At 71.6% G+C, this 12,116-nt stretch carries 18 protein-coding genes; 9 read left to right on the top strand and 9 right to left on the bottom strand.

Annotated features, from left to right (window positions below; all coding sequences use genetic code 11):
* Nucleotides 1–130: 130 nt before the first annotated feature.
* Both Q0112_RS14815 and Q0112_RS14810 read left to right on the top strand, forming a co-directional pair.
* Nucleotides 131–259, top strand: coding sequence for a hypothetical protein (locus Q0112_RS14815; protein ID WP_297976594.1), 129 nt, complete (start codon nucleotides 131–133; stop codon nucleotides 257–259).
* Between the two features lie 103 nt (nucleotides 260–362).
* Complete coding sequence (locus tag Q0112_RS14810) at nucleotides 363–704, top strand: DUF2853 family protein (RefSeq protein ID WP_297976592.1); 342 nt, start codon at nucleotides 363–365, stop codon at nucleotides 702–704.
* Nucleotides 705–748: 44 nt separating this feature from the next.
* On the opposite strand, the gene Q0112_RS14805 is transcribed toward Q0112_RS14810, so the two are convergent.
* The 4 genes from Q0112_RS14805 to Q0112_RS14790 form a co-directional block, all read right to left on the bottom strand.
* A complete protein-coding gene (locus Q0112_RS14805) occupies nucleotides 749–1,192 on the bottom strand; it encodes an NUDIX domain-containing protein (RefSeq protein ID WP_297976590.1) in 444 nt (147 codons plus the stop codon).
* The gene (locus Q0112_RS14800; protein ID WP_297976588.1) at nucleotides 1,189–2,256 is read right to left on the bottom strand and encodes a 5-(carboxyamino)imidazole ribonucleotide synthase; all 1,068 of its coding nucleotides are present in this window, start codon (nucleotides 2,254–2,256) and stop codon (nucleotides 1,189–1,191) included. The genes Q0112_RS14805 and Q0112_RS14800 overlap by 4 nt, the downstream gene beginning before the upstream one ends.
* Nucleotides 2,246–2,734: a 5-(carboxyamino)imidazole ribonucleotide mutase gene (gene purE, locus Q0112_RS14795; RefSeq protein ID WP_297976585.1), complete on the bottom strand. Its 489-nt coding sequence runs from the start codon at nucleotides 2,732–2,734 to the stop codon at nucleotides 2,246–2,248. Before purE ends, Q0112_RS14800 begins: the two co-directional genes overlap by 11 nt.
* Before the next feature lie 80 nt (nucleotides 2,735–2,814).
* Nucleotides 2,815–3,033: a DUF465 domain-containing protein gene (locus Q0112_RS14790; RefSeq protein WP_297976584.1), complete on the bottom strand. Its 219-nt coding sequence runs from the start codon at nucleotides 3,031–3,033 to the stop codon at nucleotides 2,815–2,817.
* A gap of 170 nt (nucleotides 3,034–3,203) precedes the next feature.
* On the opposite strand from Q0112_RS14790, the gene Q0112_RS14785 reads away from it, so the two are divergent.
* The 3 genes from Q0112_RS14785 (at nucleotide 3,204) to Q0112_RS14775 (ending at nucleotide 5,219) form a co-directional block, all read left to right on the top strand.
* Complete coding sequence (locus Q0112_RS14785) at nucleotides 3,204–3,635, top strand: Hsp20 family protein (RefSeq protein ID WP_297976583.1); 432 nt, start codon at nucleotides 3,204–3,206, stop codon at nucleotides 3,633–3,635.
* Nucleotides 3,636–3,644: 9 nt separating this feature from the next.
* The gene (locus Q0112_RS14780) at nucleotides 3,645–3,881 is read left to right on the top strand and encodes a DUF1150 family protein (protein WP_297976581.1); all 237 of its coding nucleotides are present in this window, start codon (nucleotides 3,645–3,647) and stop codon (nucleotides 3,879–3,881) included.
* A 297-nt stretch (nucleotides 3,882–4,178) separates the two neighbouring features.
* Nucleotides 4,179–5,219 (top strand): calcium-binding protein, encoded by a 1,041-nt coding sequence (locus Q0112_RS14775; RefSeq protein WP_297976579.1) that lies wholly within the window; start codon nucleotides 4,179–4,181, stop codon nucleotides 5,217–5,219.
* A 32-nt stretch (nucleotides 5,220–5,251) separates the two neighbouring features.
* On the opposite strand, the gene trxB is transcribed toward Q0112_RS14775, so the two are convergent.
* Nucleotides 5,252–6,241 (bottom strand): thioredoxin-disulfide reductase, encoded by a 990-nt coding sequence (gene trxB / locus Q0112_RS14770; RefSeq protein ID WP_297976577.1) that lies wholly within the window; start codon nucleotides 6,239–6,241, stop codon nucleotides 5,252–5,254.
* Nucleotides 6,242–6,326: 85 nt separating this feature from the next.
* Nucleotides 6,327–6,728 (bottom strand): SHOCT domain-containing protein, encoded by a 402-nt coding sequence (locus Q0112_RS14765; protein ID WP_297976576.1) that lies wholly within the window; start codon nucleotides 6,726–6,728, stop codon nucleotides 6,327–6,329.
* 158 nt (nucleotides 6,729–6,886) lie between these two features.
* Here Q0112_RS14765 and Q0112_RS14760 point away from each other — a divergent pair, with 158 nt between their 5' ends.
* Genes Q0112_RS14760 through Q0112_RS14745 form a run of 4 tightly spaced genes read left to right on the top strand, consistent with a single transcriptional unit; the run spans nucleotide 6,887 to nucleotide 9,646 of the window.
* Nucleotides 6,887–7,387, top strand: a complete 501-nt coding sequence (locus Q0112_RS14760) for an Lrp/AsnC family transcriptional regulator (RefSeq protein ID WP_297976574.1) — start codon at nucleotides 6,887–6,889, stop codon at nucleotides 7,385–7,387.
* 2 nt (nucleotides 7,388–7,389) lie between these two features.
* The gene (locus Q0112_RS14755; RefSeq protein WP_297976572.1) at nucleotides 7,390–7,833 is read left to right on the top strand and encodes a PaaI family thioesterase; all 444 of its coding nucleotides are present in this window, start codon (nucleotides 7,390–7,392) and stop codon (nucleotides 7,831–7,833) included.
* Complete coding sequence (locus Q0112_RS14750; RefSeq protein ID WP_297976570.1) at nucleotides 7,833–8,333, top strand: PaaI family thioesterase; 501 nt, start codon at nucleotides 7,833–7,835, stop codon at nucleotides 8,331–8,333. Before Q0112_RS14755 ends, Q0112_RS14750 begins: the two co-directional genes overlap by 1 nt.
* On the top strand, nucleotides 8,330–9,646 hold the full coding sequence (locus Q0112_RS14745; protein ID WP_297976568.1) for an MATE family efflux transporter: 1,317 nt from the start codon (nucleotides 8,330–8,332) through the stop codon (nucleotides 9,644–9,646). The genes Q0112_RS14750 and Q0112_RS14745 overlap by 4 nt, the downstream gene beginning before the upstream one ends.
* Here the strand turns inward: Q0112_RS14745 and Q0112_RS14740 are convergent.
* The 3 genes from Q0112_RS14740 to Q0112_RS14730 are packed head-to-tail and all read right to left on the bottom strand — an operon-like array spanning nucleotide 9,616 to nucleotide 11,934.
* Nucleotides 9,616–10,689, bottom strand: a complete 1,074-nt coding sequence (locus Q0112_RS14740) for a quinone-dependent dihydroorotate dehydrogenase (protein ID WP_297976566.1) — start codon at nucleotides 10,687–10,689, stop codon at nucleotides 9,616–9,618. The two genes, Q0112_RS14745 and Q0112_RS14740, sit on opposite strands and share 31 nt — an antisense overlap.
* Entirely contained in the window at nucleotides 10,686–11,009 is a 324-nt protein-coding gene (locus Q0112_RS14735) for a DUF952 domain-containing protein (protein ID WP_297976564.1), read from the bottom strand. Before Q0112_RS14735 ends, Q0112_RS14740 begins: the two co-directional genes overlap by 4 nt.
* A gap of 4 nt (nucleotides 11,010–11,013) precedes the next feature.
* A complete protein-coding gene (locus tag Q0112_RS14730) occupies nucleotides 11,014–11,934 on the bottom strand; it encodes a DMT family transporter (protein WP_297976562.1) in 921 nt (306 codons plus the stop codon).
* Nucleotides 11,935–12,116 lie beyond the last annotated feature (182 nt).

Raw genomic sequence — 12,116 nt, 5'->3', positions numbered from 1 at the left:
CCAGATCGCAACGAAGCTCAACGCATCGTTGACACGGCCAGCCGCGAGGCGCAGATCCTTCGCAGGGCGGGCGCTGCGTGCCCGGGGCGCGCGCGTCGTCGGCCGGAGGTTCCCCGGGGAGGAGAGGCGCATGACCAAGGGCAAGGACCGCCCGTCGCGGGAACCGAAGAAGCCGAAGAAGGAGAAGCCGAAGGCCACGGCGACCGCCGGACAGGGCCTGCGCGTCGGCACGCCGGCGCCCAAGGGCGGCAAGGCCTGACCTTCCCCGCCCGGGCCCCGCCCGGCCCGGCGCTTGCCACATGCGGCCGGGCGGGCCATGCTTTCCCCATCCGCGGCAGCGCGGGCAAGGGAGAGTGAGAAAAATGAGCAAGCGCGACGACCTGATCGCGATCTACGCCGCCGACCTCAGGGAGAAGTGCGGCGTGACCGCCGACATGGACCTTCTGACCAAGGTGACGATCGGCCTCGGCCCGGCGATCTACAATCCCGACAGCTCGGTGGTGTCGGGCACCCAGCAATCCGAGATCGACACGATCCGTGCCAACTTCCTGGTGCGGAAGCTCGGCCTGAAGGACGGGCCGGAGCTCAAGGCCGGCATCGACAAGGTGCTCGACAGCTACGGGCGGTCGAACCGCAACAAGCACCGCGCCGTGGTCTACTACCTGCTGACCAGGCACTTCGGCCGCGAATCCGTCTACGCCTGATGCGGGCCCCGGGGCGCCGCCCGTTCAGGCTCCTGCCGCGGCCGTCACGGCACCATCACGTCGAGCGCCTCGTGCACCAGGCCGCGCCGCGCGCCGAAGGCGACCTCGCGGAGGATGCCCGGCTTGACGCGCAGCCCGGCGAGCTCCGCCTCGCAGGCCCAGTGCAGCCGGTTCACCACCCCGGCCGGATCGGCCAGCCCCACCTCCTCGCTGCCGGCCAGCCGCACGCGGAAGAGCAGGTCCACCTGATGGAAGCCGGTCTCGGGGTTGTGGAACTCCGAGAGCCCGACCAGCCGTCCCGGCCGGACCAGGAGCCCGGTCTCCTCGCGCACCTCGCGCACCAGGTTCTCGTGCAGGCTGGTGCCGGCCTCCGCCCCGCCGCCGGGCGGCACCCAGAGATCGCTCGCCTCGCCCGGATAGGCGTTGACGAGCAGCACCCGCCCGCGCAGCACGAGCACGGCGCGCACCGCGACCCGCGGCGCGCTCATGGCCCCTTCGGGGAGATGCGGGTGACGTGGCCCATCTTGCGCCCCGGCCGCGCCTCGGCCTTGCCGTAGAGGTGCACCCGCGCCCCGGCGATCCGCGGCGCCTCGCCCGCCTCGGCGCCGAGGAGGTTGACCATCTCGGCGTCGGAATGCCGCGCGCCGTCGCCGAGCGGCCAGCCGCAGATGGCGCGGACGTGCTGCTCGAACTGGTCGATCAGGCAGGCGGCCTCGGTCCAGTGGCCGGAGTTGTGCACCCGGGGGGCGATCTCGTTCACCACCAGGCCGGTGCGCGTGGCGAACATCTCCACCCCGATCACGCCCACATAATCGAGGGCGTTGAGGATGCGCCCCGCGATCAGCACCGCATCCTGCGCCAGCGCCGGGGAGATGCGCGCCGGCACGGTGGTGCGGTGCAGGATGCCGTCGCGGTGCACGTTCTCGCCGGGGTCGAAGGCGGCGATCTCGCCGCCGAGGCCGCGAGCGGCGACGACCGAGATCTCGCGCTCGAAGGCGACGAAACCCTCGAGGACCGAAGGCGCCTCGCCTACCGCGACCCAGGCCTCGCCGGGCGCGGCGCCTGAATCGAGCCGCACCTGCCCCTTGCCGTCGTAGCCGAAGCGCCGGGTCTTGAGGATCGCCGGCGCGCCGATCTCCGCCATCGCCGCCGCCAGCGCCTCCGGCCCGTCGACGGCCGCATAGGGCGCGGTGCGGAGCCCGAGCCCGCGCAGGAAATCCTTCTCGGCGATCCGGTCCTGCGCCACTTCGAGCGCGCGCCGGCCGGGGCGGACCGGCACCAGCGGGGCGAGGGTGTCGACCGCGGCGAGCGCGACGTTCTCGAACTCGTAGGTGACGACGTCGACCTCGGCGGCGAAGGCGCAGAGCGCGGCGGTGTCGTCGTAGGCCGCATGGGTCACGGCATTGGCGACCTGGGCGGCGGGCGCGTCGCCCGGCTCGAAGACGTGCGTGCGCATGCCGAGCCGCGCCGCGGCCATCGCCAGCATCCGCCCGAGCTGGCCGCCGCCGAGGATGCCGATGCGGCTGCCGGGCGGGAGCGGCTCAGGCGTCATCGGGGGTCTCCGCCACGGCGCGGGTCTGTGCGGCGCGCCAGGCCTCGAGGCGGGCGGCAAGGGCCTCGTCCCAGGCGGCGAGGATCGCGGCGGCGAGGAGGCCGGCGTTGGCCGCGCCGGCCTGGCCGATGGCGAGGGTGCCGACCGGCACGCCCTTCGGCATCTGGACGATGGAGAGGAGGGAGTCGAGCCCGGAGAGGGCGACCGAGCGGACCGGCACGCCGAGGACCGGCAGGCGGGTCTTGGCGGCGAGCATGCCCGGCAGGTGCGCCGCCCCCCCTGCCCCGGCGATGATCGCCTTCAGGCCGCGGCCGGCGGCCGCCTCGGCATAGGCGAACATGCGGTCGGGGGTGCGGTGGGCGGAGACGATCCTGACCTCGTGCGGCACGCCGAGCTCGGCGAGGATCTCGGCCGCCGGGCGCATGGTCTCCCAGTCGGACTGGCTGCCCATGACGATGCCGATCAGTGGCGCGGCCATGCGAAATTCCCCCCGGCGGTGGCGCGAAGGCGGCGACTATAGCCGCGCCCCGGCCGCACGCAAGGTCGGGTCCGCCGCGGTCAGGCGATGATGTCGGGGGTGATCTCGTCGGTGATGCGCTGGATCTCGTCCTTCAGCATCAGCTTGCGCTTCTTCAGCCGGCGCAGCGTCAGCGCGTCGGCGCGGCCCTCGGAATCGAGCGCGGCGATGGCGGTGTCGAGATCGCGATGCTCGCGCTGCAGGAGCTCCAGTTTGACGCGCAGCACCTCGTCGCGCTGCATCGAGGGAGACGTGTTCATCGGGCCGGGCACCTCGCGGGCTTTGACCGCTTATAGCCCGGGCCGCGCTTTCCGCATAGTCCCGGCTCTGCCCGGACCTTGTTTTTCCTGGGGCCGGCCCCCATTTTTCCCTTGTCGGGGCTGCCGTTTCGGGACCCCGGCGAGAGTCGCTTGAGACAAGGACTTGAGACATGACCAAGGTATCCTTCGCCTCGCATCCCTATCTACTGGGGTTCGAGCAGCTCGACCGGCTGGTGGAGCGGACCGCGAAGTCGGGCAACGACGGCTATCCGCCCTACAACATCGAGCAGCGCGGTGAGAGTTCCTACCGCATCACGCTCGCGCTCGCCGGTTTCGGCGAGGACGATCTGTCGATCACGCTCGAAAACAACCAGCTGGTGGTCCGCGGCCGGCAGGCCGACGACACGGAGGGCCGGGTCTTCCTGCATCGCGGGATCGCCGCGCGCCAGTTCCAGCGGAGCTTTGTGCTGGCTGACGGCGTTGAGGTCTCGGGCGCTCATCTGGAGCACGGGCTCCTGCACATCGACCTCGCGCGCGACGAGCCCGAGACGATCGTGCGGGCGATCCCGATCAATGCCCGGACGAACGGCAAGGAAACCTAGGAGGCAGCCATGACCGACTTTCCCAGCCTTCCCGCCGACGAGAAGCTCTTCGGCGACAAGCGCATCGTCTATGTCCGCGAGGTGAAGACCGCCGACCTCCCCGAGGAGATCCGCGCGCAGACCACGCTCGACCACCTCTACGCCATCCACGCCCCCAACGGGCAGGTGCTGGCGCTGGTGCCGGAGCGCGCGCAGGCCTTCGTGGTGGCGCGGCAGAACGAATTCTCGCCGGTCAGCGTCCACTGACCCTTCCCCGCCCCCGCGCGCCCTCCGGGACGCGCGGGCGCGAAGCCGGTTTTCGAATCGTCCCTTCCTGTGCTAAGAAGACGCCTATAGATCGCAATCTCTTTTGGCGGCGGTGCGGCTTCTTCGCCCACCCCCGTGTCTGCAGCCGAAGCATAACCGATATCCGCGGGCGATCCCGATTGATCCGATCGCGCCGCGGTTCACGCCGGTCCTGGAGGTTATCGAGGGGCGGCCTCCGGGCCGGTCCAGGTTGCTGGACGGTTTCATTTCGCCCCGGGCAGACCGAGGAAGATTTTCATGGCAAATTACTTCTACGGAACCGCAAATCCCGACAGCATCTACAGCTATCTGAGCGCCGGCGTGACCACCTACCCGGGCGGCGTCACCGGCACGTCGGACGCCCAGGACGTCGTCTACGCCTACGGCGGCGACGACTATGTCTATGGCTACGGCGGTGACGACTACATCTACGGCTATTCCGGGGACGACTCGCTCTGGGGCGGCTACGGCAACGACTACATCTCGGGCGACAGCGGCGACGACTATCTCGACGGATGGTACGGCGACGACACGCTCTACGGCGGCAGCGGCTACGACAGCATGGCCGGCGGACCCGGCGACGACACCTACTATGTCGACACGGTCAACGACAGCATCAGCGAGTATGCCGGCGAGGGCTACGACACGGTCTATTCGTACGGCGGGAACTACACCCTGAGCGCCAACCTCGAGGCGCTCATCCTCTACAACACCACCAACCAGAACGGCACGGGCAACAACCTCGCCAACTACATCGAGGGGAACAGCGGCAACAACACGCTGAACGGCCTCGGCGGCAACGACGAGATCCGCGGCAAGGGCGGCAACGACATCGTGATCGGCGGCGCGGGCAACGACGTGCTCTTCGGCGGGCCCGGCAGGGACACCCTGCGCGGGCAGGCCGGCAACGACTGGCTGACCGGCGCCGAGGACCCCGACATCCTGATCGGCGGGCTCGGCAACGATACCTTCGACTTCGACTCCGCCTCCTGGTCGACGCCGGCGGCCCGCGACATCATCCGGGCCGGCGACGGCGCCACCGCCTTCCAGGGCGTCGGCGTTGCCGGCGGCGACCGGATCGACCTCTCCGGCATCGACGCGAACGCCGCGTCGGGGGCCAACGAGGCCTTCATCTTCGGCGGCTCGGGACTCCGGCACCTGTCGCTGGTCGACTCCGGCAACAACACGATCGTGCGCGGCAACACCGACACCGACGCCGCCTTCGAGTTCCAGCTCGTCATCGAGGACGGCGCCGGCATCCACGCCTCGAACTACAAGGCGATCGACTTCGTCCTCTAGCGAACCGCGAGGGCGCCCGCTCCGGCGGGCGCCTATTCCGCCGCCGCGATCTGCGCCGCGTCGGGGGCGGGCTCGCCCGCCTCCTCGTGCGCGGCGAGGAAGCGCTCGGCGTCGAGCGCGGCCATGCAGCCCATCCCCGCCGAGGTGACCGCCTGGCGGTAGATCGGGTCGGCGATGTCGCCGGCGGCGAAGATTCCCGGGACCGAGGTCGCCGTGGAGCCGGGCTGGGTCCTGACGTAGCCGCCGTGGTGGAGCTCGAGCTGGCCCTCGACGAGCTGGGAGGCCGGCGCGTGGCCGATCGCGACGAAGACGCCGTCGCAGGGCACCACCCGCTCGGTGCCGTCGCGCAGGTCGCGCAGCCGCACGCCGGTGACGCCGCGCGGGTCGTTCTCGCCCAGCACCTCGTCGAGCGCCTGGTTCCAGAGCACCTCGACCTTGGGGTGGGCGAAGAGCCGCTCCTGCAGGATCTTCTCGGCGCGGAGCTCGTCGCGCCGGTGCACCAGCGTCACCTTGGTGGCGAAGTTGGTGAGGAAGAGCGCCTCCTCGACCGCGGTGTTGCCGCCGCCGATCACCACCACCTCGCGCCCGCGGTAGAAGAAGCCGTCGCAGGTGGCGCAGGCCGAGACGCCGAAGCCCTTGAACTTCTCCTCGGACTCGAGCCCGAGCCATTTCGCCTGGGCGCCGGTGGCGAGGATGACGGCATCCGCCGTGTAGACCGTTCCCCCGTCACCGATGGCGGTGAAGGGCCGCCTGCCGAGCTCGAGCCGGGCGATATGGTCGGAGACGATCTCGGCGCCGGTCGAGCGGGCGTGCGCCTCCATCCGCTCCATGAGCGCGGGGCCCTGCACCTCGACGTCGCCCGGCCAGTTCTCGACCTCGGTGGTGATGGTGAGCTGCCCGCCCGGCTGGATGCCCTGGACCAGCAGCGGCTTCAACATTGCCCGGGCGCCGTAGATGGCGGCGGTATAGCCGGCCGGGCCGGAGCCGATGATGAGCAGGCGGGTGTGGCGGGCGTCGGACATGAGGAACCTCCCGGGCGTGGCACCGCTATATAGGCCCCGCCGTCCGCCGGGGAAAGGGCGGCCGCCGGGCCGCCCCCGCCCCAGATCAGATCAGCTTGGCGCGGAGCTTCTGATACTCGGCGTCGCTGATCGTGCCGTCGGCCTTCAGCTTCTCGAGCTTCGCAATCTCGTCCGCGACGCTGAAGCCCACGACGCTGCGGAGCTGCTCGCGCGCGAGCTCGGCCTGCTCCATGTCGCGCTCGCCCATGCTCCAGCCCTGGGTGAGCAGGTAGGCGAAGATGCCGATGTAGGGCAGCACCACCAGGAAGATCACCCAGAGCACCTTGGCGATGCCGGACATGTCCTTGCGGCGGAAGAGATCCATGAGGACCCGGATCAGGATCCAGAACCAGACGACGAAGAAGAAGATGAAGAGCGCGTCGAGCAGAAACGTGCCGAAGGTCACGCCGCCGATGTGCGCGCCCTGCTCGATGACTTCCTGTTCCATGACAGTCCCCGGATTGTTTGTCGTCACGCCTTGTCGGGCGGCAGGCAGCCGGAATCAAGGGCGGCCCGCATCACGATTAAGAATCGTGCGCGACCCCGAAACATTGTTGCGAAGGCCGGGGCGAATGCGTAAGGAACGGGCGGCAAAAGGAGATCTCGATGCCCGGCACCAAGCTCGATCCCATCGACCGCCGGATCCTCGCCGAACTGCAGGCCGACGGGCGGATGACCAACGTCGAGCTGTCGCGCCGGGTCGGCATCTCGGCGCCGCCCTGCCTGCGCCGGGTGCGCACGCTCGAGGAAACCGGGCTGATCGAGGGCTACCATGCCCGCATCAACGCCCGCGAACTCGGCTTCGAGGTGCAGGTCTTCGCCATGGTCGGCCTCTCCAGCCAGGCCGAGCGCGACCTCTCCGCCTTCGAGGCCAAGTGCCGCAGCTGGCCGCTGGTGCGCGAGTGCCACATGCTGAACGGCGAGATCGACTTCATCCTGAAGTGCGTCGCCCCCGACCTCTCCACCTTCCAGAACTTCCTTACCGAGGAGCTGACCGCCGCGCCGAACGTCGCCAGCGTCAAGACGAGCCTCGTCATCCGCTGTGCCAAGGACGAGCCGGCCGTACCCTTCGACATCTACGAGGCGCGGGCGCGCGCCCGCGACTGAGCATGGCCGAGCTTGAAGAAGACCCCGCGGCGCTCAAGGCCCGCATCGCCGCCCGCTTCATCGAGGCGCTGCCGCATGCCCGCCACCTCGGGATGCAGGTCATCGAGACCGGCGAGAGCTGGGTGCTGATGGCGCTCGACTACGACCCCCGCTTCGTCGGCGACCCGGAGACGGGCGTGCTGCACGGCGGGGTCGTCACCGCGCTGCTCGACACCTGCTCGGGCGCGAGCGTCATCGCGCATCATTCCGCGCCGGAGGCGACGGCGACGATCGACCTGCGCATCGACTACATGCGCCCGGCCCAGCCCAACCGCCGGCTCTTCGCCCGGGCGGAATGCTACCGCCGCACCCGCGCGGTCGCCTTCACCCGGGCGCTGGCCTGGACCGAGAGCCCGGAGGAGCCGGTCGCCGCCGCCGCCGGCGCCTTCACGCTGGAAGTGCGCTGATGGCACCCGAGCCCGCACAGGTGATGAAGCAGCGGCGCGATGCGGCCCTCGCCCGGCTCGCCGGCGGCGTGCCCTATATCCGCGACCTCGGCATCGTCCTCGAGCGGCGCGGCGACGAGCTGACCGCCATGCTCGTCTACGACGAGAAGCTGATCGGCAACCCGCGGCTGCCGGCGCTGCACGGGGGGGCGATCGGCGCCTTCCTCGAGACGGCGGCGGTCATGGAGCTGGCCTGGGCGCAGGTCCGGGAGCGGATGGAGGCAGGCGGCGCGGCGGCGGCGGCGATCGAGGCCGGCCACTTCCCGCCGCTGCCGAAGACGATCGACTTCACCATCGACTATCTCCGCCCGGGCCTGCCGCGCGACGCCTACGCCCGCGCCCGGGTCAATCGCTCCGGCCGCCGCTACGCCTCGGTCCACGTCGAGGCGTGGCAGGACAACCGCGCACGCTTCTTCGCCCAGGCCACCGGCCATTTCCTGATGCCGCCCGCGGGCGAATGACCCTCCGGCCGATGGGCATCACCAACCGGCGCGTGCTGGCGATCGCACTGCCCATCGTCCTCTCGAACGCCACCATCCCGCTGCTCGGCGCCGCCGATACCGCCATCGTCGGCCAGCTCGGCCAGGCGGCGCCGATCGGCGCCGTCGGCCTCGGCACCATCATCCTCACCTCGATCTACTGGATCTTCAGCTTCCTGCGCATGGGCACGACCGGCATGGTCGCCCAGGCCCGCGGCGCCGGCGAGGCAGCCGAAACCGGCGCGCTCCTCATGCGCGGCCTTCTCATCGGCGCCGCCGCCGGGCTCCTCTTCGTCGCCGGCCAGGCGGCGGTCTTCTGGGCCGCCTTCCGCCTCGCGCCGGCCTCGCCGGAGGTCGAGGCGCTGGCCCGCACCTATCTCGCCATCCGCATCTGGGGCGCGCCGGCCGCCATCTCGGTCTATGCGCTGACCGGCTGGCTGATCGGCATGGAGCAGACCCGCGGGGTGCTCATGCTGCAGCTGGCGATGAACGGCATCAACGTGCTGCTCGCCGTCCTCTTCGTCTTCGGCTTCGGCTGGGGCGTGCCCGGCGTCGCCGCCGCGACGCTCCTCGCCGAATGGTCGGGCCTTCTCATCGGCCTCTGGCTCTGCCGCCCGGCCTTCGCCGGCAATACCTGGCGCGACTGGCCGCGGGTCTTCGACCCCCGGCGCCTGCGTCGCATGGCGCAGGTCAACGGCGACATCCTGATCCGCTCGGTCATCCTGCAGGCGAGCTTCACCAGCTTCCTCTTCTTCGGCGCCGGCCTCGGCGACGTGACCCTCGCGGCCAACCAGGTGCTGCTGCAGTTCCTCTCGGTCACCTCCTACGCGCTCGACGGCTTCGCCTTCGCCGCCGAGGCGCTGGTCGGCCAGACCCTCGGCGCGCACGCCCGGACCGAGCTGCGCCGCGCCGCCCGCCTCACCTCGGCCTGGGGCGGCGGCGCCTCGCTGCTCATGGCGGCGGTGATCCTGCTCGCCGGCCCCGCGCTCATCGACCTGATGACCACCGCGCCGGAAGTCCGTGTGGAAGCACGCATCTTTCTTCCCTGGATGGCCGTCGCCCCGCTCATCGGCATCGCCGCCTGGATGCTCGACGGCATCTTCATCGGCGCCACCGAGACGCAGGCCATGCGCAATGCCGCGCTGGTCTCGGTCGCCGTCTATGCGGCGGCGGTGGCGCTGCTGCTGCCGACCTTCGGCAACCATGGGCTCTGGGCGGCGCTGATGATCCTGAACGCGACCCGCGGGGTGACCCTGGGGCTGCGCTATCCCGCGCTCGAGGCGCGCGCGGCCTGAGGCGCCGTGCCGACCGCCTCGGCGACGCTGGCGAAGCCGTCGCGGGCGAGCAGCGCGTCGAGCCCGGCGAGGAGACGCGGAACGAGGCCGAGCCCCTGGTAGACCAGCGCGGTGTAGAGCTGGACCGCCGAGGCGCCGGCGCGGATCTTGGCGTAGGCTTCCTCGGCGGAGCCGACCCCGCCGACGCCGACGAGCGGCAGGCGGCCGCCGGTCAGCGCGTGCACCCGGGCGAGCACCGCCGTCGAGCGGGCGAGGAGGGGTGTCCCGGAGAGCCCGCCGGCCTCGGCGCGGTGGCGGCTGCGGAGCCCGTCACGTGCGAGGGTGGTGTTGGTCGCGACGATGCCGGCGATCTCCGACTCGAGCGCGACGGCGACGAGCGCCTCGAGCTCGGCCTCGGCGAGGTCGGGGGCGATCTTGAGGAAGATGGGGACCGGGCGGGCCAGCGCGCTGTTCGCGGCCGCGACGCCGGCGAGGAGGCCGCGGAGGGCGTCGGCGCCCTGCAGGTCGCGCAGACGCTCGGTGTTGGGCGAGGAGACGTTGACAGTGACGAAGTCGACGTACGGCCCGGCTGCGGCCAGCACGGCGGCATAGTCGGCGGCGCGGTCGGCACTCGTCTTGTTGGCGCCGATGTTGAGCCCGACGATGCCGCCGGGCGGGCGGGCGGCGAGGCGGGCGGCGATCGCCGCCGCGCCGTCGTTGTTGAAGCCGAAGCGGTTGATGACCGCCCGGTCCTCGGCGAGGCGGAAGAGCCGCGGGCGCGGGTTGCCGGGCTGCGGCAGCGGCGTCGCCGCTCCGACCTCGACGAAGCCGAAGCCGGCGGCGAGGAGCGGGCCGACGGCGCGCGCGTTCTTGTCGAAGCCGGCGGCGAGCCCGAGCGGGTTGGGGAGATCGAGGCCGGCGAGCCGCGTCGCGAGCCGCGGGAAGGCGGCGGCGTCGGCGCGCGGCGCGAGCCCGGCCCGCAGCGCACGGAGCGCGAGCCCGTGCGCCGTCTCCGGGTCGAGCCGGTGGAGGAGCGGCAGCGCCAGCCGCTCGCCGAGGCTCATGCCAGATCCCCGATCGCCACCTGGTCGAGCGGGCGGGCCCAGAGGAGGTCGGCCAGCGCGAGCGGGCGGTGGAGGTGCGGGAAGAGCGCCCCGCCGCGCGAGGGCTCCCAGCGCAGTGCCTCGCCTGCCGCCTCGGCGTCGACGGCGAGGAGGAGGAGGTCGGTCTCGCCGGCGAAATGCTTCGCGAGCGTGCCGGGGAGCTGGCCGGCGGTCGAGAAGTGGACGTAGCCGTCGGCGCGGTCGACCGGGGCGCCGCGGGTCTCCCCCGCCGCCGCGAGCTCGGCCCATTCCCCTGCCCGGAAAACCTTGTAGATCAGCATGTCCCTACCCCTGCGGCGTCATCACCTTGCGCGCCCCGGCACGCTCGATGCCGAGCCGGCGCTCGCGCCAGATGATGAAGAGGCCGGCCGCGATGATCAGCGCCGCGCCCGCCAGCATCGGCACCGTCGGCACCTCGCCGAAGATCGTATAGCCGAGAACGAGCGCGAGAAGCATCGAGACGTATTCGAACGGCGCGATCACCGCCGTCTCGGCATGGCGGTAGCTCTCGGTCAGCAGGATCTGCCCGACCCCGCCGAGAAGCCCGGCGCCGACGAGAAGCGCCGCCTCGCGCGGCACCGGCACCACCCAGCCGAAGGGGACGGTCGCGAGCGCCAGCGCCGAGGCGGTCAGCGAGAAGTAGAAGACGATCGTCGCCGTCCGCTCGGTATGGATGAGCTTGCGCACGGTGACCTGCGCCAGCGCCGCGCAGACCGCCCCGAAGAGCGCCGCCATCGCGCCGACCGCCTGCGCCGACGAGGCGTCATCGAGCCCGACGGAGAGGCTGGGCAGGAGCACGATGAGAACGCCGCCCAGCCCGACGAAGACCGCGGTCAGGCGGAAGGCGCGCACCTGCTCGCCGAGGAACATCGCCGCGAAGATGACGGTGAGGAGCGGCGCGGCATAGCCGAGCGCCGTCGCCTCCGGCAGCGGCAGGAAGGCGAGCGCGGTGAAGCCGAGCCCCATCGCCGAGGTGCCGACCAGCCCGCGCCAGAGATGCCCGAGCGGATAGCGGGTGCGGAACCCCTGGCGCAGGCCGCCCTGCCAGGCGAGCCAGCCGAGGATGACCGGGATGGCGAAGAAGGAGCGGAAGAAGACCGCCTGCCCCGGCGGCACGTGCGGCGCCGCCGCCTTGATGCAGACCGCCATCGCGACGAAGACGCAGACCGAGAGGATCTTGAGGCCGATCCCGTGCAGCGGGTTCATCGGCCGCCCCACCCCGGCCGGGCGCCGCGCGTCGGGAAGCTCGGGAGCGGCGCGCGCATCGCGGGGAGGTCCTCGTCCGGGGGAAGCCCGCCCATCGCATGACCCCCGCGGGCGGTCAATGTGTCGTGCATGTGACGGGCAGGTTACGGGCAGGTGACGCGCCTCGCCCTTGCCCCGAGGGA

The organism is uncultured Amaricoccus sp., from assembly GCF_937858865.1.
In the GTDB taxonomy this organism is placed as follows: Bacteria; Pseudomonadota; Alphaproteobacteria; order Rhodobacterales; family Rhodobacteraceae; genus Amaricoccus.
The sequence above is the reverse complement of the archived record's forward strand: the minus strand, read 5'-3'. Positions and strand labels throughout refer to the sequence as shown.

What these genes read in the sequence shown, in the direction of transcription:
- Q0112_RS14730 (WP_297976562.1), bottom strand. Translation starts at nt 11,934, where the DNA reads ATGAACCCGCTGCACGGGATCGGCCTCAAGATCCTCTCGGTCTGCGTC.
- Q0112_RS14800 (WP_297976588.1), bottom strand. Translation starts at nt 2,256, where the DNA reads ATGACGCCTGAGCCGCTCCCGCCCGGCAGCCGCATCGGCATCCTCGGC.
- Q0112_RS14775 (WP_297976579.1), top strand. Translation starts at nt 4,179, where the DNA reads ATGGCAAATTACTTCTACGGAACCGCAAATCCCGACAGCATCTACAGC.
- Q0112_RS14755 (WP_297976572.1), top strand. Translation starts at nt 7,390, where the DNA reads ATGGCCGAGCTTGAAGAAGACCCCGCGGCGCTCAAGGCCCGCATCGCC.
- Q0112_RS14815 (WP_297976594.1), top strand. Translation starts at nt 131, where the DNA reads ATGACCAAGGGCAAGGACCGCCCGTCGCGGGAACCGAAGAAGCCGAAG.
- Q0112_RS14805 (WP_297976590.1), bottom strand. Translation starts at nt 1,192, where the DNA reads ATGAGCGCGCCGCGGGTCGCGGTGCGCGCCGTGCTCGTGCTGCGCGGG.
- purE (WP_297976585.1), bottom strand. Translation starts at nt 2,734, where the DNA reads ATGGCCGCGCCACTGATCGGCATCGTCATGGGCAGCCAGTCCGACTGG.
- Q0112_RS14735 (WP_297976564.1), bottom strand. Translation starts at nt 11,009, where the DNA reads ATGCTGATCTACAAGGTTTTCCGGGCAGGGGAATGGGCCGAGCTCGCG.
- Q0112_RS14810 (WP_297976592.1), top strand. Translation starts at nt 363, where the DNA reads ATGAGCAAGCGCGACGACCTGATCGCGATCTACGCCGCCGACCTCAGG.
- trxB (WP_297976577.1), bottom strand. Translation starts at nt 6,241, where the DNA reads ATGTCCGACGCCCGCCACACCCGCCTGCTCATCATCGGCTCCGGCCCG.
- Q0112_RS14765 (WP_297976576.1), bottom strand. Translation starts at nt 6,728, where the DNA reads ATGGAACAGGAAGTCATCGAGCAGGGCGCGCACATCGGCGGCGTGACC.
- Q0112_RS14790 (WP_297976584.1), bottom strand. Translation starts at nt 3,033, where the DNA reads ATGAACACGTCTCCCTCGATGCAGCGCGACGAGGTGCTGCGCGTCAAA.
- Q0112_RS14745 (WP_297976568.1), top strand. Translation starts at nt 8,330, where the DNA reads ATGACCCTCCGGCCGATGGGCATCACCAACCGGCGCGTGCTGGCGATC.
- Q0112_RS14750 (WP_297976570.1), top strand. Translation starts at nt 7,833, where the DNA reads ATGGCACCCGAGCCCGCACAGGTGATGAAGCAGCGGCGCGATGCGGCC.
- Q0112_RS14785 (WP_297976583.1), top strand. Translation starts at nt 3,204, where the DNA reads ATGACCAAGGTATCCTTCGCCTCGCATCCCTATCTACTGGGGTTCGAG.
- Q0112_RS14780 (WP_297976581.1), top strand. Translation starts at nt 3,645, where the DNA reads ATGACCGACTTTCCCAGCCTTCCCGCCGACGAGAAGCTCTTCGGCGAC.
- Q0112_RS14740 (WP_297976566.1), bottom strand. Translation starts at nt 10,689, where the DNA reads ATGAGCCTCGGCGAGCGGCTGGCGCTGCCGCTCCTCCACCGGCTCGAC.
- Q0112_RS14760 (WP_297976574.1), top strand. Translation starts at nt 6,887, where the DNA reads ATGCCCGGCACCAAGCTCGATCCCATCGACCGCCGGATCCTCGCCGAA.